At 64.3% G+C, this 18,024-nt stretch carries 20 protein-coding genes; 11 read left to right on the forward strand and 9 right to left on the reverse strand.

The genetic code is table 11. The features are described 5' to 3' along the window. A partial coding sequence (locus L981_RS32270; protein WP_043626649.1) for a TOBE-like domain-containing protein occupies positions 1-266 on the forward strand: 266 nt, incomplete at its 5' end. Here the strand turns inward: L981_RS32270 and L981_RS32275 are convergent. Further along, the gene (locus tag L981_RS32275; protein WP_043626651.1) at positions 263-592 is read right to left on the reverse strand and encodes a YciI family protein; all 330 of its coding nucleotides are present in this window, start codon (positions 590-592) and stop codon (positions 263-265) included. The genes L981_RS32270 and L981_RS32275 overlap by 4 nt on opposite strands. Before the next feature lie 154 nt (positions 593-746). Here L981_RS32275 and L981_RS32280 point away from each other — a divergent pair, with 154 nt between their 5' ends. The 4 genes from L981_RS32280 (at position 747) to chrA (ending at position 4,468) form a co-directional block, all read left to right on the forward strand. Next, positions 747-1,013, forward strand: coding sequence for a hypothetical protein (locus L981_RS32280; RefSeq protein WP_043626699.1), 267 nt, complete (start codon positions 747-749; stop codon positions 1,011-1,013). 181 nt (positions 1,014-1,194) lie between these two features. Continuing rightward, positions 1,195-1,953, forward strand: coding sequence for an alpha/beta hydrolase (locus tag L981_RS32285; RefSeq protein ID WP_043626655.1), 759 nt, complete (start codon positions 1,195-1,197; stop codon positions 1,951-1,953). 285 nt (positions 1,954-2,238) lie between these two features. Next, entirely contained in the window at positions 2,239-3,060 is an 822-nt protein-coding gene (locus L981_RS32290; protein ID WP_043626658.1) for a sulfurtransferase/chromate resistance protein, read from the forward strand. Position 3,061: 1 nt separating this feature from the next. After that, positions 3,062-4,468, forward strand: a complete 1,407-nt coding sequence (gene chrA / locus L981_RS32295; RefSeq protein WP_043626661.1) for a chromate efflux transporter — start codon at positions 3,062-3,064, stop codon at positions 4,466-4,468. 15 nt (positions 4,469-4,483) lie between these two features. Here the strand turns inward: chrA and L981_RS32300 are convergent, their stop codons facing one another. Continuing rightward, complete coding sequence (locus tag L981_RS32300; protein ID WP_043626665.1) at positions 4,484-4,678, reverse strand: hypothetical protein; 195 nt, start codon at positions 4,676-4,678, stop codon at positions 4,484-4,486. Between the two features lie 226 nt (positions 4,679-4,904). On the opposite strand from L981_RS32300, the gene L981_RS32305 reads away from it, so the two are divergent. The 6 genes from L981_RS32305 (at position 4,905) to L981_RS32330 (ending at position 10,410) form a co-directional block, all read left to right on the forward strand. After that, positions 4,905-5,933 carry a nitronate monooxygenase family protein gene (locus tag L981_RS32305; protein WP_043626669.1) on the forward strand — a complete coding sequence of 343 codons (1,029 nt, stop codon included), beginning with the start codon at positions 4,905-4,907 and terminating at the stop codon, positions 5,931-5,933. A gap of 107 nt (positions 5,934-6,040) precedes the next feature. Beyond that, the gene (locus L981_RS32310; protein WP_043626671.1) at positions 6,041-6,973 is read left to right on the forward strand and encodes a LysR family transcriptional regulator; all 933 of its coding nucleotides are present in this window, start codon (positions 6,041-6,043) and stop codon (positions 6,971-6,973) included. 143 nt (positions 6,974-7,116) lie between these two features. Next, positions 7,117-7,830 carry an SDR family NAD(P)-dependent oxidoreductase gene (locus L981_RS32315; protein ID WP_043626674.1) on the forward strand — a complete coding sequence of 238 codons (714 nt, stop codon included), beginning with the start codon at positions 7,117-7,119 and terminating at the stop codon, positions 7,828-7,830. A 64-nt stretch (positions 7,831-7,894) separates the two neighbouring features. After that, positions 7,895-8,134 carry a 4-oxalocrotonate tautomerase family protein gene (locus tag L981_RS32320; protein ID WP_043626677.1) on the forward strand — a complete coding sequence of 80 codons (240 nt, stop codon included), beginning with the start codon at positions 7,895-7,897 and terminating at the stop codon, positions 8,132-8,134. A gap of 210 nt (positions 8,135-8,344) precedes the next feature. After that, positions 8,345-9,085, forward strand: a complete 741-nt coding sequence (locus L981_RS32325) for a response regulator (protein WP_043626678.1) — start codon at positions 8,345-8,347, stop codon at positions 9,083-9,085. Beyond that, a complete protein-coding gene (locus tag L981_RS32330; RefSeq protein ID WP_043626680.1) occupies positions 9,082-10,410 on the forward strand; it encodes a HAMP domain-containing sensor histidine kinase in 1,329 nt (442 codons plus the stop codon). The genes L981_RS32325 and L981_RS32330 overlap by 4 nt, the downstream gene beginning before the upstream one ends. A 180-nt stretch (positions 10,411-10,590) precedes the next feature. Here the strand turns inward: L981_RS32330 and L981_RS32335 are convergent, their stop codons facing one another. The 7 genes from L981_RS32335 to L981_RS32365 form a co-directional block, all read right to left on the reverse strand. Then, entirely contained in the window at positions 10,591-11,007 is a 417-nt protein-coding gene (locus L981_RS32335; RefSeq protein WP_043626683.1) for an organic hydroperoxide resistance protein, read from the reverse strand. 272 nt (positions 11,008-11,279) lie between these two features. Further along, complete coding sequence (locus L981_RS32340) at positions 11,280-12,332, reverse strand: alpha/beta fold hydrolase (protein WP_043626685.1); 1,053 nt, start codon at positions 12,330-12,332, stop codon at positions 11,280-11,282. A gap of 153 nt (positions 12,333-12,485) precedes the next feature. After that, the gene (locus L981_RS32345; protein ID WP_043626688.1) at positions 12,486-13,427 is read right to left on the reverse strand and encodes a GlxA family transcriptional regulator; all 942 of its coding nucleotides are present in this window, start codon (positions 13,425-13,427) and stop codon (positions 12,486-12,488) included. Between the two features lie 90 nt (positions 13,428-13,517). Continuing rightward, positions 13,518-14,156: a VOC family protein gene (locus tag L981_RS32350; protein ID WP_043626691.1), complete on the reverse strand. Its 639-nt coding sequence runs from the start codon at positions 14,154-14,156 to the stop codon at positions 13,518-13,520. Between the two features lie 67 nt (positions 14,157-14,223). Continuing rightward, a complete protein-coding gene (locus L981_RS32355) occupies positions 14,224-15,567 on the reverse strand; it encodes an epoxide hydrolase family protein (protein WP_043626693.1) in 1,344 nt (447 codons plus the stop codon). A gap of 82 nt (positions 15,568-15,649) precedes the next feature. Then, a complete protein-coding gene (locus L981_RS32360; protein ID WP_043626696.1) occupies positions 15,650-16,447 on the reverse strand; it encodes an SDR family oxidoreductase in 798 nt (265 codons plus the stop codon). 338 nt (positions 16,448-16,785) lie between these two features. After that, on the reverse strand, positions 16,786-18,024 hold a 1,239-nt coding region (locus L981_RS32365), incomplete at its 5' end, for an acetamidase/formamidase family protein (RefSeq protein ID WP_043626703.1).

Consider the following 18,024-nt stretch of genomic DNA (forward strand, 5'->3'; position numbering starts at 1 on the left):
CCGCCAGCCGCCGGGTTGCCGGCACCCGCCATCTCGAACTCGACCTTGGCCGCAACCATCCGCATGTCGAGATCGAACTCTCTCCCGAACGCGCCGCCGCCGGCGACCATAGCCGCATCGCATTCCGGCCGACAAAGTGGAAACTGTTCAGGGAGGGCCGACCGGAAACGAAGGTCGCACCTGCCGGGGCCACGGAACCCCAACGCCAGACGGCAGACGAGGCGGAATCCATGCTCGCCGCGCAGGTCTCCTGGGCGGCCCCTTAAGGTAGTTCAAGCGGCCAGACTTCGACCACGCCGTGGGCAACGGCGCAGGGTGTCTGCGACACCAGGGCGATGGCTTCGTCGAGATCGGCCGCTTCGATCACCGCGAAGCCGGCCACCGGCAACGGGGATGACAGGAACGGGCCCTCCTTGGTTTCGACCCCGGCCGCATCCGTATTGCGCACCTGCACCGGCGCGCCCGCAATTCCCATCAATACGCCATCGGCCTGAAGCCGCGCGTCATGCGCATGCGCCGCATCGCGCACCGCTTCCGCCGTGCGATCGTAGCCGGCGCGATCGCCGTATCCGATGGTGATGAACTTCGGCATAAGCCTCTTCCTTCAAGTGGCCAGAGAAGAAACGGGCCTAGCTCTGACGGGCTAATTGACAGCCGGCCCTTCAGGCCGTTCCGTTGGGAGAACGCGGATGCGGCGGGAAAGTTGCAACAACCTCGGTGCTCGCGTCACAAAAAGGGAGGATCCGATGCCGACCATCATCGCCCATCACAACATCACCAAAGGCGCCGATCACTGGCTGAAATCGCCGAGACGCAAGGAACTCTTCGGCGCGCTCGGCATCACCAATATCCGGACCTTCGTCGACCCGAAGGATCCGACGCGCGTGGCCGTCATGATGGATGTTCCCGATATCGGCGCCCTCTCACAGGCGATGCAAAGCCAGGCCGCGGCGGACGCCATGGCCCATGACGGGGTTGTACCGTCGTCGCTTGTGATCCTGGTCGAATCGTAGCGCACCTTCGCGCGGCGTCTGCTGGGGCTAGGCATGGCGAAAGACCGCGCTTCGGCCTTCGCCATGGCGGCGAGTTTTCGCCGTTACAATGCGGTACATATTGCTGCGAAGACCGACACATCCGGGATACTTCGCCTGAACAGATTGCGATCGTTGCCTCACGAGAAGAAGGAACGATCGCATGAGCCACCGCATCCTCCCGACCATCGCGCTTGCCTTGGCGACAAGCGTCGTCGCCTTCGCAGCGCAAGCAGCCGAGATCAAGAACATCGTCATCGTTCACGGCGCTTTCGCCGACGGTTCCGGCTGGCGACAGGCCTCCGAAATCCTCGAGCGCCGCGGCTTCAACGTGACCGTTGTCCAGGAGCCTCTAACGTCGCTCGCAGCCGACATCGAGGCGACGAACCGCATCCTCGATCTGCAGGACGGCCCGACCCTGCTCGTCGGCCACAGCTATGGCGGCATTGTCATCACCGAGGCCGGACACCATGGCAAGGTCGAAGGGCTGGTCTACGTCGCCGCCTTTCAACCCGACAAGGGCGAAAACCTGGCAGCGCTTGCCGGATCGAACCCTGCGGCCGCCATGAGCGTGCGGGAAACCACCGACGGCAAGTATCTCTATCTCGATCCAAAGGCGTTTCCGGCCGATTTCGCCGCCGATTTGCCTGCGGCGGAGGCGGCCTTTGCGGCGCGATCGCAAGTCCTTGCCGCCAAGGAGGTCTTTGCCGCCAAGGTCGGCGACCCCGCCTGGCGCACCAAGAAAAGCTGGTCGATCGTCGCGACCGATGACCGCGCCATCAACCCGGACCTGGAGAGAAGCATGGCCAAGCGCGCCGGCAGTGAGGTGACCGAAATCAAGGCCAGCCACGCTGTCTTTGCTTCGCAACCGGAGAAGGTTGCGGGCATCATCGAGGCCGCAGCCAGGGCGGCCGGCAAGTAGCCCGAATGCCGCCCTCCGCGACCTGAATGTAACCTTCGGCACTCAGGTCGGTTCCTTGACGGTAACCGACATTTGCCGCCAAACACCTGTAACAATCCTTCGGTAGCTTGCCTGGGATCACGCCTCAGCGCGAAGCGTTCTCGCCATGCCCTTAAGTCGCTGCCGAAGCCCAGCTTGACAGCTTGCGGCCAACGGCAGCAAACTTCGCTCATGGGGTTGCGATCACCCCATGAGGCGCCAGCCGAAGCATCGCGTCCACAGAACCGCTCATCCGGAGGACGCGTCATGTCGTCATATCTCGAAATCTCATCGGAAAAACTCGCTCGCCTCATCGGCACGCCGAACTGTCCCGCGCTGATCGACGTTCGCGTCGACGAGGACTTCGACGCCGATCCACGTCTCGTCCCCGGATCCGTCCGGCGCGACTATCGAAGCGTGGAGGACTGGACGCAGGACGTCGATAAAGCGACGGCGATCATCATCTGCCAGCAGGGCAAGAAGCTCAGCCACGGCGTTGCCGCCTGGCTGCGCAATGCTGGCATCTCCGCCGATGTGCTCGAAGGCGGGTTCGAGGCATGGGTCGCAGGCGGCAACCCCGCCGTGCCGTCTTCGGCACTACCGGAACGGAACGCCCAAGGGCAGACCGTCTGGGTCACCCGGGCGCGGCCGAAGATCGACCGTATCGCCTGCCCCTGGCTGATCCGGCGCTTCGTCGATCCGCATGCCGTTTTCCTTTATGTCGCGCCGTCGGAAGTCGAGATGGTCGGCGAGCGCTTCGGGGCGACACCGTTCGACATCGACGCGCCCGTGCGCTGGAGCCATCGCGGCGAGCGCTGCACCTTCGACGTCATGGTCGAGGAATTCGGGCTTGCCACCGCCCCGCTGTTGCGGCTCGCCATGATCGTGCGTGCGGCCGATACCGCCCGCCTCGACCTCGCGCCGGAAGCGTCAGGTCTGCTTGCCGCCTCACTCGGGCTCTCACGCATGTATGCGGATGATCTGGAACAGCTGGACGCCGGCATGCTGCTCTACGACGCCTTCTATCGCTGGTGCCGCGATGCTACCAACGAGACCCACAACTGGCCTTCGGCCAAGAAGGACGCCTGAGATGACCGACATCGCAGACAAGGCCGCGCCGGGACCGGCGCGGCAACGGGAAAGCCACGGCATCTCCTTTGGCGAAGCGGTGCGGGTCTGGGCGCGCATTGCCGCACTGAGCTTCGGCGGGCCGGCCGGACAGATCGCCGTCATGCACCGCATCCTCGTCGATGAAAAGCGCTGGATCGGCGAACACCGTTTCCTGCACGCGCTCAACTACTGCATGCTTCTGCCGGGACCCGAGGCGCAACAGCTTGCCGTTTACATCGGCTGGCTCCTGCATCGCACCGCCGGCGGCCTCGTTGCCGGCATCCTCTTCGTGCTCCCGGGGTTTCTCGCGATCCTCGGCTTGAGCTACATCTACGCCGCCTTCGGGAGTGTCACCGTCGTCGAGGGCCTGTTCTTCGGCCTGAAGGCGGCCGTGCTTGCGGTCGTCGTCCAGGCCGTCTTCCGCATCGGCGGGCGAGCACTGAAGAACAAGGTGATGATCGGCATTGCCGCAGCCGCCTTCATCGCCATCTTCGTTTTCCGGATCCCCTTTCCGCTCATCATCCTTGCAGCCGGCGTGCTTGGCTATGTCGGCGCCCGGAGCGGCTCGGATTTCTTTCGCATCGGCGGAGGCCACAAAGCCCGCACGGGTCCGGTACTCAAGGACGAAGACTCCGTGCTCGGCGACGAAATTCCCGCGCATGCGCGCCCGAACCTCGCCTGGTCGCTGCGGATCTCGGCGATCCTGCTTGCCCTGTGGCTGGTGCCGCTGGCGTTGCTCGTCGCCATTCTCGGCACGGGCAACGTCTTCAGCCAGATTGGCCTCTTCTTCAGCCAGATGGCGGTGGTGACCTTCGGCGGCGCCTATGCCGTGCTCGCCTATGTCGCGCAGGAAGCGGTGCAGCACTACGGTTGGCTGAAGCCCGGCGAGATGCTCGACGGGCTTGGCATGGCCGAGACGACGCCCGGGCCGCTGATCATGGTGGTGCAGTTCGTCGGCTTCATGGGCGCCTATCGCGATCCCGGCACGCTGTCCCCCATGGCGGCCGCGACCCTCGGAGCGATGCTGACGACCTGGGTTACCTTCGTTCCCTGCTTCCTCTGGATCTTTCTCGGCGCGCCCTTCATCGAGCGGCTGCGCAACAACGTGGCGCTGACCGGCGCCATGTCGGCGATCACCGCCGCCGTCGTCGGGGTCATCCTCAATCTTGCGGTCTGGTTCGGCCTGCACACGCTGTTTGCCGAAGTCGCCCCCTGGACGCTCGGGCCATTGGCGCTCGATGTTCCAGTTCTAGGGTCGCTGGTGCTGCCGTCGCTACTGCTGACGCTTGCGGCCGGCGTGGCGATCTTCCGCTTCAATGTGTCGGTGATAACGACGCTGCTTGCCTGCGCGCTCGCCGGCATGGCCTGGACGCTGGCAACGAGCTGACGGCGGAGCCGGCGCTCAGTCGTCGTAGACAGATTGCGGCAGGTGAAATCCCTCCGGCAATTGCGCTCCGTAGTGGCGCTCCTCCGGCAATGGCGGCGGAGGCTCGCGGTGCTTTATCGCGCGAGCCGCAAGCACGGCCTTCAGCTGCACGGGCCGGTAGTGTTCGACAAGGCTCGGAAGTGTCTCTTGCTTGTCCGTCTGTCGCGACATCGCGGGCTCCTTGGAAAGGTCTCTCGCCACCGAGCCACAGTGCCAGTCAACCGACTGTGTTGCAACAATTGCCGAGCGATCGGCAGTCCCGGGGGGGCGTTGCCTCCGCATAACTGCCGCGAGCGACCCACAAGATATTCGGGTGAACTCCCCTTGCGTCCGTAACCGCTCACCCTACCTCTGCAGCGCTGCCGGAAGGCACGCAACACGCAGCGAGGACACGACTATGCAGGGCACCCTTTCGAAACTCGGCCTGAGACATCCCCTGATCGTCGCGCCGATGGCCGGAGGCCCTTCGTCGCCGGCGCTCGTGGCAGCCTCTTCGGCCGCCGGCGCGCTGGGCTCGATCGGTGCGGCCTATTCGAGCCCGGCGGCGATCGCGGAGTTCGCCCAGACCGTGCGTGCCCGGACAGATCGTCCCTTCGCCATCAACCTCTTCATCCAGCGTCCGCAGCCGAAGGTCGATGCCGCGGCGCTCGAGCGCGCCGTGCGTGCGACGGCGGGGTACCGCGCCGAACTCGGCCTGCCGACGCCGGAATTTGCAGCGCCCTACGAAGAGGATTTCGACCATCAGTTCGAGGCGGTGCTGCGGGCAAAGCCTGCGGCGCTGAGCTTCGTCTTTGGCGTTCTGCCCGCCGAGCACATGCGCGCTGCTCGTGACGCCGGAATGTTGATCATCGGCACGGCGACAACGCCGGAGGAAGCCCTGGCCCTCGAAGAGAGCGGCGTGGACGCCATTACGCTCCAGGGATACGAGGCCGGCGGGCATCGCGGCATTTTCGATCCGTCCGCCGAGGATAGCGAAATCGGTATCGACGACCTGCTCGCCCGAAGCCTCAAAATGACCAAGGTCCCGCTCATCGCCGCGGGTGGGATCATGACCGGTTCCGACATCCAATCCGTCCTCGCGAGAGGCGCCAGCGCCGTACAGATGGGCACGGCGTTCCTCGCGACCGCCGAAGCTGGGACGTCAGCCCCCTATCGCGCGGCGTTAGAGGGCACCGAGCGGAAGACACGGACGACGCGGGCCTTCTCCGGCCGGTTTGCCCGCGGCGTCGAAAACCGCTTCATGACCGAGGTCGATGCCGACGCCGTGATGCCCTTTCCGGCCCAGAACAAGTTCACGCGAGACATCAGGGCAGCGTCCACGGCCAAGGGTTCGCCAGACTTTCTGTCCTTATGGTCAGGCACCGGGAAGGGCGAGCTTTGGCAGGGCTCAGCGTCCGATTTGATCACCCGCCTCTTTCCGGCGTAACGCAGAAGGTGCAGCGCTCGCCGGTGCAGTACTATCGGCCCTTTACTTCCGCCGTTTTGCAGGTGAATTCTTACTGACTGACGACAACTCATGCGAAAGTCGGCGCAATGGATCGTATCGATGCGATGAAGGTCTTCGTGACCGCGGTCGACGAAGGCAGTCTCGCGGCGGCAGCCCGGCGGCTCAAGCGATCTCCGACCGCCGTCAGTCGCGCCCTGAACCTGCTCGAGGCCCATGTCGGCGTCGAACTCCTGCATCGAACGACCCGATCGCTGAAACTCAGCGAAGCCGGCCAGCGCTATGCAGCGGCCTGCCGGCGGGTGTTGATCGATCTTGAAGAGGCCGACATGCTCGCAGGCGGCGAGCGCGCGGCCCCGCGCGGCGCGGTCACGATCTCTGCACCGCCGATCCTCGGCGAAGAGATCCTGCGCCCGATCCTCGACGACTTCCTCAATCTCTACCCGCCGGTTTCGGCCCGGCTGCTGCTGCTCGACCGCTTCGTGAACCTTGTCGACGAAGGCGTCGATATTGCGTTGCGCATCGGCCATCTCGCGGATTCTTCGCTGATCTCGACACGCATCGGCGGGGATATAAGGCGCGTCGTTGTCGCCTCTCCCCGCTATCTCGCCAGCCATCCGCGCATCGACGAGCCCGCCGACCTCGCCAAGCACCAGATCGTCGCCTTTACCAACTTCGGCCTCGATTCCTGGGCCTTCACGCCGGCCGAGGGCTCGCTGATCCCGCGCACGGTGCAGTTCACGCCACGCTATATCGTCAACAGCGTGCGCGCGGCTGTCGATTCCGCCGCTGCGGGCACCGGGCTTACCCGGCTCTATTCCTACCATGTCGCGCGCCATGTCCATGACGGGCAGCTCAAGATCGTACTGGCCGATGCCGAGCATCCGCCGATGCCGGTTCATCTTCTGGCGCCGCAGGGCCGCATGGCGGTTCCCAAGGTCCGAGCCTTCGCGGATTTCGCCTTGCCGCGTCTCAGGACCGAGTTCGCACGCATGGCAAAGGAAGCTGGCACGCTTAGCTGATTATGCCGAATTTCGGTTGATTGAGTGCCGAATGGCGTCAATTCTCCCACACATCGGATGGGTCTAAATCTGATTGCACCAACGCCGAGGGCGAAGGACGGGCTGAACGAAACGCCCGTTGCAATCGAAGAAGGATCACATCCATGAGCAACGAACAGAAGGTCGCCATTATCACCGGTGCATCGCAGGGTATCGGCGCCGCCCTGGTACAGGCCTACCGCGATCGCAACTACCGCGTCGTCGCCACGTCGCGCTCGATTCCGCAGAGCGCGGATGCGGGCATCCTCGCCGTTGCAGGCGACATCGGCGATCCCGAGACCGCCGAGCGCGTCGTGCGCCAGGGCCTCGAACGGTTCGGCCGTATCGACACGCTGGTCAACAATGCCGGCGTCTTCACCGCCAAGCCGTTCACCGATTTCACCCAGGAAGACTATGACCTGAACTTGAGCGTCAACGTAGCCGGTTTCTTCCACATTACCCAGCGCGCCGCCCGCGAGATGCTGAAGCAGGGCTCCGGCCACATCGTCAGCATCACCACTAGCCTCGTCAACCAGCCGATCGCCGGCGTGCCGGCCGCGCTCGCTTCCATCACCAAGGGCGGCCTCAATTCGGTAACACAGGCGCTCGCGATCGAGTTCGCGACTTCAGGCGTTCGCGTCAACGCGGTTTCGCCCGGCATCATCAAGACGCCGATGCACGCGCCGGAAACGCATGCCGCGCTTTCGACGCTTCACCCGGTCGGACGAATGGGCGAGATCCGCGATATCGTCGACGCAGTTCTCTACCTGGAGGGTGCCGGCTTCGTGACCGGCGAGATCCTGCATGTGGACGGCGGCCAGAACGCCGGACGCTGGTAGGCCCGTAACTCTCCAAACAAACGCGGCACCTTGGGTGCCATCAAGCTCCAGAAAGGAGACGGCAATGCCGATCGTAACAGTTCAGGTGACCCGCGAGGGCACCACGCCGGAGCGCCAAGCGGTAACGGCGGAGGAAAAGGCGGAGATCATCAAGGGCGTCAGCCAGGTGCTACTCGACGTGCTCAACAAGCCGCTGGAATCGACCTATGTGGTCATCGAGGAAGTCGACCTCGACAATTGGGGGTGGGGTGGCCTGCCCACCGCCCAGTATCGCGCGCAGCTTGCTGCAAAAGCTGGAGCCTGACGCGATCAGCCACAGTTCCCACGACCCGCCGCTTGACAGCAAGCGGCGGGTTTCCTTTGTGAAATTGTGTCGAAATGTGTCTGCAGGCGCTTGCATTACATTCGCATGCAAGTCTGGATGTTGCGAACACACCGACGACATATCCGGAGCGTCAACCGGACAGAGCAAGTGCCGCTGCGCACCCGCCAACCGACTTGAGGAGTTTGCTCGATGGAGCATATCGACCATGTGCTGATTGTCGACGACGACCGAGAGATCCGGGAACTCGTGTCGAGTTACCTGAAGAAAAACGGCCTGCGCACGACCACGGTCGCCGACGGGCGGCAGATGCGCAGCTTCCTCGAGGGCGACACCGTCGATCTGATCGTGCTCGACGTGATGATGCCGGGCGACGACGGGTTGGTGCTCAGCCGCGAACTGCGCGCCGGCAAGCACAAGGCGATCCCGATCATCATGCTGACCGCCCGTTCTGACGAGATGGACCGCATTCTCGGGCTTGAAATGGGTGCGGACGACTATCTCTCCAAGCCATTTTCCGCGCGCGAACTGCTGGCCCGCATCAAGGCCGTGCTTCGGCGCGCGCGCATGCTGCCGCCCAACCTGCAGATTTCGGAGGCCGGGCAGTTGCTGCGCTTCGGCCGGTGGAAGCTCGACACGACGGCGCGGCACCTGATCGACGCCGATGGCACCGTGATCGCGCTGAGCGGCGCCGAATATCGGCTGCTGAAGGTGTTCATCGACCACCCCCAGCGCGTGCTCAACCGCGACCAGCTCCTCAATCTCACGCAGGGCCGCGAGGCCGATCTCTTCGACCGCTCGATCGACCTGCTCGTCAGCCGGGTCCGCCAGCGGCTCGGCGACGACGCCCGCGAGCCGGCCTACATCAAGACGGTGCGCAGCGAAGGCTATGTCTTTTCGGTACCGATCGAGATCGTGGAGGCGCGCGAATGACCGCGAACGCTGCTGAAAGAGGCTTTCGACTATGGCCGCGCACGCTCAGGGCGCGGCTCTTTGTTATTCTGCTGGCGGGCCTTGCCATCGCACATGTGATGTCGTTCACCGTTCTGTTCTTCGAGCGCTACGTGGCGGCCAAGTCTGTCATGTTCAACACGCTCGAAAACGACATAGCGACCTCGATCGCAATCCTCGACCGCCTGCCCGCGGACGAGCGTGCCTCCTGGCTCAATCGCCTCAACCGCGACAATTACGGCTTCATTCTCGGACCGGGCGTGCCCGGCAACCCGTCGGTCGATCCGGCCACCGCGGAACTCTCCGCCAACATCCAGCGCGCGACCGGACCGAAGTATCCGGTCACCGTCGAAACGATCCCCGGCGATCGCCGCCACGTGCAGGCGCATCTGACATTGAGCGATGGCTCGCCGCTGACGATCGATGTCTATCCCAAGGGGGTCATGCCGCTCGCCGACTGGCTGCCTTACGTGCTGCTGGCGCAGCTCGCGCTCCTGCTCTTCTGCAGCTGGTTTGCCATGCGCCAGGCGGTCCGCCCACTCGTCAACCTTGCCGCAGCGGCCGACACGCTCGACCCGAACCGCAACACGCCGCGGCTCAGCGAAACCGGTCCGACGGAAGTCGCCTATGCGGCAACCGCATTCAACGCCATGCGCGACCGCATCGCCCAGTACCTCGAAGAGCGCGTCCAGATCCTGGCCGCCATTTCCCACGACCTGCAGACGCCGATCACCCGCATGAAGCTGCGCGCGGAAATGGCCGAAGATTTCGCCGATCGCGAGAAGCTGATCCAGGACCTCGGCCAGATCGAAAGCCTGGTGAAGGAGGGCGTCGCCTATGCCCGCAGTGCCCACGGCAATGTCGAGAAATCGACGCGCGTTGATCTCGCCTCGTTCATTGAAAGCCTCGTCTACGACTATCAGGACACCGGCAAGTCCGTCAGCGCCAGCGACGTCGATGGCGGCACGATCACGACCCGGCCGCAGGCGCTCAGGCGCATTCTCACCAACCTCGTCGACAACGCGCTCAAATTCGCAGGCAGCGCCGAAATCGAGGCGCGGCGGCTTGCCGACGATACGGTGATCATCAGCGTGCTCGACCGCGGACCGGGCATCCCGGAAGATCAACTGGGCGCCGTGCTGAAACCCTTCGTCCGGTTGGAGGATTCCCGCAATCGTGAAACCGGCGGCACTGGGCTCGGGCTCGCCATCGCCCAGCAGTTGGCAGCCTCCATCAACGCGTCGCTGACCTTGCGCAATCGCGACGGCGGCGGCCTTTTGGGCGAGCTAGTGATCCGACCTCAGTAGAGGAGAGCTTCATTTCTCGCCATATAATACGAGATAAAACAATTATATATCGTATTTTTCTCATGTCGTTATTGAGATCGCAAGACCAGGCTTGCCAGACCCGGGCATGCCGATGGCCAACGGAAAAGAGCGGCGACGCTGATGGTCGCCGCTCCGGAGGTGACGAGAGGTAAGTGCGGATCAGACGAGATTGATCGTCACGTCGATGTTCCCGCGCGTCGCCTTGGAATAGGGACAGGTCTGGTGAGCGGCATCGACGAGACGTCGCGCAACGTCGGCGTCGATCCCCGGCAGGCTGACATTCAGCCGCGCCTTCAGGAAGTAGCCGCCGTCGCGGTTCAGCAGATCCACTTCGGCATCAACGGCCACGTCGGCGGGAAGGGCGACCTTCGACTGGCCGGCCGCAAGACCGATCGCGCCGATGAAGCAGGCAGACCACCCTGCGGCAAAGAGTTGCTCCGGGTTCGTCCCCGGGCGGGAACTGCCGGGGCTGGAAAGCTTGGTGTCCAGGCGTCCGTCGTCGCTGCGGGCGGCGCCGTCGCGGCCGCCGGTCGTGTGGGTCTTGCCGGTGTAGAGTACCTTTTCAGCTGCGCTCATGGTCTTTTTCCTTTCGACAGGTTTTGCCGTCCGGGCCCGATTGCCCTGCGGCTGTCGAGACGCATCTGGCGCCTTCAAGGTGTCTCGGATGTTTCACCGGCGGCCCGGAAATGTATGGAAACCTACCCAGCGGCCGGCGCGGATACACGCTGATACGAAGCGGCCGCGTCGCCCGCGGCATCCGGCGGGTCGCGACACGATCACCGCGCACAAAAAAGCGCGGGGCCGGCGAACCGGAACCCCGCGCCTCCACGCAAGCCGCGGGAGAAAAACTAGAAACGATCGACGGCGACAATTGCGTCGGCAAATGCGAGCGGCGCCTCCTGCGGCAGGTTATGGCCGATGCCGCCGGTAATCAGCCGATGCTCGTATCGGCCGGAGAAGCGCTTGGCGTAGGCGGCGGGATCGGGATGCGGCGCGCCATTGGCGTCGCCCTCGAGCGTGATGGTCGGGACGGCAATGGTGGGGAACTGCGCCAGCCGCTTTTCGAGGTCGTCGTACTGTGCTTCCCCCTCGGCCAGGCTGAGCCGCCAACGGTAATTGTGGATCGAGATGTCGACATGATCGGGGTTTTCGAGCGCCTCTGCGCTTCTGTCGAACGTGGCGTCGTCGAAATTCCACTTCGGCGAGGCAAGCGTCCAGATCAGCCGGGCGAACTCCTTGCGGTTCTGCTTGTAGCCCTCATAGCCCCGCTCGGTGGCGAAGTAGAACTGATACCACCATGCAAGCTCGCCCTGCGGCGAAAGCGGCTTCCTGTTCACCTCCTGGCTACCGATGAGATAGCCGCTGACGGAGACCAGCGCCTTGCAGCGCTCGGGCCACAGGGCCGCGACGATGTTGGCGGTTCGCGCGCCCCAGTCGCAGCCGCCGATGACCGCCTTTTCGATCTTGAGCGCGTCCATCAGGGCAATGATATCCGTCGCGATCACAGCCTGCTGGCCGTTCCTCGGAGTGTCGGCAGAGAGGAACCGGGTCGTACCGTAGCCGCGCAGATAGGGAACGATGACACGGTAGCCGGCATTGGCGAGCACTGGCGCCACGTCCACATAGGTGTGAATGTCATAGGGCCAGCCGTGCAGCAGTATGACGACCGGAGCATCGCTGGCGCCAAGTTCGGCGTAGCCGACGTTGAGTACGCCGGCATCGATCTGCTTGAGGACGGGGAAGGACTTGTTCGTGCCCGGGGCGACGGCCGGTAGGCGCGGCGCGTCACCGGCTGCCGCGTGCGCTCTCACTGCGCCGGCCGATGCGAACTGCGTTGCCGCCAGCGAGAGTGCGATTGCGCCGATGAAACGGCGGCGCGGGTGGTTGATTTCGTCCGACATTGACTACCCTCCGGTGAACTGAACTGGCATCAGGAATGGAGTGCTGGTGTATCCGGGGCGTGTGCCTGGCGGCGCCCTATTGAAAGCACGTGTAGAAATGGCAGGGACCGGATACACGGCGATACAATCGCTTTTCGAGGCAGGTCGCTGCCGTCAGGCAACGCCCTCGCGTGCATTGCGGCGGATCGTCTGGGGCGGTTGCCCGAGCGTGCGCAGGAAGGCCCGGCGCATGCGGTCGCTATCGGCAAAACCGGTCTGCTCGGCAATCACGTCCATCGAGTGACGCCCCTGCTCCATCAGGAGCCGCGCGGCTTCCACCCGCAGATGCTCGACGGCTTTTGCCGGCGACTGGCCGGTCTCGGAACGGAAGGCACGACTGAACTGACGCGCACTCAAGCCCGCAGCGTCCGCGAGTTCGTCGACCGAAAGGACGTTGCGCAGGTTGGCCTTGGCGTAATTGACCGACTTCTGAATGCGGTCCGACTTCGGATCGAGTTCCAGCAGCGCGGAGAACTGCGACTGGCCGCCGGCACGCCGGTGATAGACGACGAGCTTGCGCGCCACCTGACGGGCGACATCCTCGCCATGGTCCTTCTCGATCATCGCCAGCGCCAGATCGATGCTGGCCGTCATCCCGGCCGAGGTCCACACGCTGCCGTCGACGATGAAGATGCGATCTTCCTCCACCTTGACCTCGGGGAAACGCTCGCGCAGCTGACGCGCAAACGCCCAATGGGTCGTGGCGCGACGCCCCTCGAGCAGGCCGGATTCGGCGAGGATGAAGGCGCCTGTGCAAGGGGCGGCCACCCGGCGCGAGACCGCCAGGGCATGACGCGCGAAGGCGGCGAGCCCCGGCGTTACCGGTTCGATTTCGGTTCCCGCTCCGAACATGACGGTGTCATAGACCGTATCGTCGAAGGCTTTCGTGAGCACACCGAAACCGGCGGACGCCTTGATCTCGCCGCCGGCCTCCGACAGCAATTCGATTGCATAGGCCGGTGCGCCAAGCGTCAGGTTGGCGATCTCGAAGGCGGTGACCGCCGCGAAACCCATGAGCTGAAATCCCGGAAAGACGACGTAGCCGATCCTGTGCATCTCACACCACCCCTGTCCGACCCTGTCTGGAATGGCCGCTTATAGCAGATTTGCGCCATCGAAGAAACACGCGCCGGTCATGGCCATCGCTCATTCGGGAAGCGGCTTGCCCGCATGTTCGGCCACCATGTAGGTCGCATACCAATCCGGCCAGTTATGGTCGTGCTCACCACCATTGCGCTTCTCGTGCTCGCCATGAGCGGCAGCCGCCCGGCGCAGGGCCGCCGCAAGGTCACCGACGGAGGCAAAGTCCGCAACGTCGCCATCCACGCGCCCGGGCAGACGTTCGGTCACCTCCTGCAGCAGCCAGCCGTTGCCGTCGGGGTCGCTGAAGGTGGCATAGGAACGGTAGCTGCGGCCCGCGGGATCGCGCCCGCTGATCGGCGGCTTTCCGGGCCCCTCGCGGTGGAAGATCTCGCTGACTTCGGCGCCCCGTTCGACGAGTTCCGCACGCGCGGCTTCGATATCCGAAACGATGAGATAGAGGCCGCTCGCCGACCCGGGCGTAGCCGAGGTCAGCCCGGTGCCGAAGTGGATCGACGCCGGCGAGCCCGGGGGCGTGAACTGCACGACACGAAACGCATCGCCAACGGGGAAGTCCGCATCCAGCCGCCAGCCGAGGCGACCGTAGAAACTCTTGGCGCGATCGACGTCCGATACCGGGATGACCGCGACCTCGAACTTCAGGTCGACCGAAGGCGCCCTGCTGTGATTGTCTGCATTTGCCATGACACGTCTCCAATAAACGAAACCAGGGGTTATGGTGGAAGGGCGCGCGTTCGCGCGCCTCCTACTGTCAACTCGGTTGACGCAGTGACTTGAACGAAGCCCTCAACTCATCGACCAGGGCCGCCGGCTGTTCCCAGGCTGCAAAGTGTCCGCCCTTGGCCAGGCGATTGTAATGGATGAGCTTGGGGAATGCCTTTTCTACCCAGGACTTCGGCGCCTGATAAAGCTCGTCCGGGAACGCGGTGACGGCCACCGGAATCTGGATGCCCTTCGGCTGGAAGAAGGTAAGTTTGTTTTCCCAATAGAGCCGCGCCGACGACACGGCCGTATTGGTCAGCCAGTAGAGCGTGACATTGTCGAGCACGTCATCGCGCGTCAGCCCTTCCGGCTTGCCATCGAAGACGCGGGCGATCAGCTCGTAGCTGCGGGCGTCATGGTCGAGCATCCAGCTCGCGAGCCCGATCGGCGAATCCTCAATCGCATAAAGTGTTTGCGGCCGTTTGCTCATCTCCTGCGCATAGGAAAGCCCGTTGCGGTAGAAGAAGTCGAGCTGCTCATAGGCGCGGCGCTCGTCGGCCGAAAGGCTCGCCGGCGCCGGCTGGCCGACATCCAGGCCCTTCTGGATTTCGGCTGGCACGGTCGCCGGCATGTTGGTGTGGATCCCGAGCAAGCCCGCCGGCTGCTGCAGGGCCATCTGCTCGGTAACGGCATCGCCCCAGTCGCCACCCTGCGCGACGTAATGGGTATATCCGAGGCGCTGCATCAGCACCGCCCAGGCGCGCGCGATCCGGACCGGATCCCATCCGCGCTCCGTCGGCTTGCCGGAGAAGCCGTAGCCGGGAAGCGAGGGGATGACGATGTCGAAAGCATCGGCTTCCGTGCCACCGTGGGCGGTCGGATTGGTCAGGGGGTCGATGATCTTCAACTGCTCGATAATCGAGCCCGGCCAGCCGTGGGTGACGATGAGCGGCATCGCGTTCTTATGCCTGGAGCGCACGTGAATGAAGTGGATGTCGACGCCGTCGATGTTGGTCACGAACTGCGGCAGGTCGTTGAGTGTCTTCTCCACCCGGCGCCAATCGTATTTGGTCGCCCAATAGTCCGCGAGCTTCTGCATGGTGGCAAGCTGCACGCCCTGGGTGCCGTCCGCCACCAGTTCGCGATCCGGCCACTTGGTCGCCGCGATGCGCTGCTTGAGGTCGGCAAGCGCGGCATCGCTGGCATGGAACTGGAAGGGCCGGATGGATTCGTCCGCAACCGGTTTAGCAGCCGAGGCGATTTGGACGTCGCCGCCGGTGGACACGCCCGCCGCTTTAGCGGCGAGCGGAGGAAGCAGGATCGCGATCGCACCCGACAATGCCAAGGCGGCCAGGCGGCGGTTTTGGACAATGGGCATAGAATGTCTGAACATCATCATTCTCCTGGTTCGATTGGCGAGGCGAGGAACCGCCTCGAAAGTCCGGGTTGGGAGGTTCCCGGAAGGTGAGCGGGCGCTAGCTGCCGATACGGTAGCGAGCGGCCGGAGTTTTCCTGGAAAGGTTCGGCAACAGCTTCTGGCGGGCAGCCTCATAGGCTGCCCAGTCAGCGGCATCCGGCAGCGCCGGGATAGTGATCACTTCGCCCTGGTCGAGGCCGGCAAGTGCCGCGTCCACCATGTCTTCGGCGCGCATGACGATCTCGCTCGGCACGTGTTCGATCGGCGTGCCGGCGATGCCCCAGAAATCTGTGGCGGTCGCACCCGGCAACACGGCCTGGATGCGGATATTCCTGTCGGCAAGTTCCTTTTGAAGCGACAGGGTGAAGGCCAGCACGAAGGCTTTGGTGCCGCCATAGACGCCGTTCAGAACTTCCGGCGCCACGCCGACGATCGAGGCGATGTTGATGATCGTGCCGGCACCGCGCGCGGCAAATCCGGGCGCCGCCGCATAGGTCAGCCGCGTCAGTGCGCCGACGTTGAGCGTAATCATCTCGTCCATCTTGTCGACATCGGAGGCAAGCAGTGGCGCGGTCGCGCCGACCCCGGCATTGTTGATCAGCACCGTGATGCTCGCATCGCCCTGAAGGATCTTCTCGACCCGCCTGACATCATCCTTGTTGCCGAGGTCCGCGGCGACAACTTCGACGGAGCGGCCGGTTTCGTCCGCCAGCCGGCGGGCGAGTTCGTCAAGGCGCCCGCGATTGCGCGCGACGAGAATGAGGTCGTATCCGCGATGCGCCAGGCGGTCGGCATAGATCGCGCCAATACCGGACGAAGCACCGGTGATCAGTGCAGTGCCTTTTGAGTTGCTCATTTCAAGCTCCTATCCTTGGGTTGGAGCCTCGATGGTACGGTTGAAAGACAGCGCCTCAAATGTCGTAATTCCGTCTTTTTATGCCATAGCCGATTGACCGCCCTGGGGCCGACGCGAGCCTGACTTCACGGTGACCATGCGTGTGCGGTGTATCCGCGATGTGTTCGGAAGCGGCGTCTGTGTATCGCAATGTTTGAACGACCGCGGTCGGCGGCAAACCGATACGAAATACCCTTGGGGTTTCTGCCGCTGCACCAAAGCGTCAGAAACGAAAACGGGGCCGACATGACGCCGGCCCCGCATTCGTCTGCAAGCAACTCCCTGAAAATACAGGAGGCTCAGAGATTGTAGAGACTGCGCGCGAACGCGCCGATGCCCTTTCCGTCGAGCAGGCTGAGGGGCGCGCGGAACGTCACCCGCGCGACGCCTGGATGGCGGCCGATCTCGATTGCACCTGCGATCGTCGCCCGGTTCATCACTTCGGGAACGCTGAGGCCGAGCAGGTCTGCCGCCCGTTCCAGCCCGTTCGTGGTCGCATCATTGAGGTTCGCGCCTGTGCCGATGAAGGTGACCGGAGCGTCGGCCTCGACCTCTCGGACACCGTGCTTGCGAGCAAGTGCCGCCACCCGCGTGCGTTCCGCCGCGTTCAGCGGACGCGCAAGGAACGGTACATCATCCAGCACCGGCAGGAGGATCGGCCCGTCGATCTTGAGCCCCTTGATGACATGAACCTCCAGTGTCACCGTGCCGGCGACATCGCAGGTATGGCCGGCAATTTCGCCGTCTCCCTGAAGAGCATGCATGTCCCCCATATAGATACCGCCCCCCGGGACCTTGACCGGGCAGATCAGGATCGCGCCTTCCCGGACCGTGTTCACGTCCATGTGGCCGTCGGTCTTATGCCGAACGAGCTCGTCCGCGGTCAGGGAATAGGCATGCGGTGCGTCGGTCAGAAATTGGCCGAAGTCGCCGGCATTGTGCGAGTCCGGCATCGGCTTCGAAGGCGTCGTGCCCAGTTGGCCGAGGAATGGCCGAAGCCTTGTGGCGACACCGACGAGGTCTGCCGGCGCGAAGGTCAGGATCGGATGCTGGATCGAGCCGTCCGGCAGGGCCAGCAGCCGTTCCGCATCCGTGGCGAAGGTTTCGGCGGTCGCCTTGCCGACGGTCAGGCCCACCTGGCGCTCATCGTCGAAAGCGATCGTGTAGCCGTTGGTGAAGATGAAGGGCGTCGCGTCTGCGCCGCAGTTCTCGCAGCGGATCGCCGTCTGGCCGATGCCTTCCACGCGCGTGCGCGGCCATTCCGTGCCGCAGCCGGGGCAAACGGCCGCGCAGAAGGGGTCACCGTTGAAGCGGCCGGCCACCACCTCGTCGTTGCCCGAGGCAGTCGCCGCGGACGTGACGATCAGCGAACGGATCCGAATGGCAATCGCATCGCCGATCTCGGCACCTGCGACCGCCACAGGGCGCGTCACCTCATGTCCGCCGCGGATCTCCGGCGTGATCATCGGCCCCCAACATCCCGGCGCTGTGTTGGCGATGATGACGCCGCCATCCGCAACCGGCCCCAGCATCGGCTC

Source organism: Ensifer sp. ZNC0028 (assembly GCF_000799055.1).
Lineage (GTDB): Bacteria > Pseudomonadota > Alphaproteobacteria > Rhizobiales > Rhizobiaceae > Ensifer.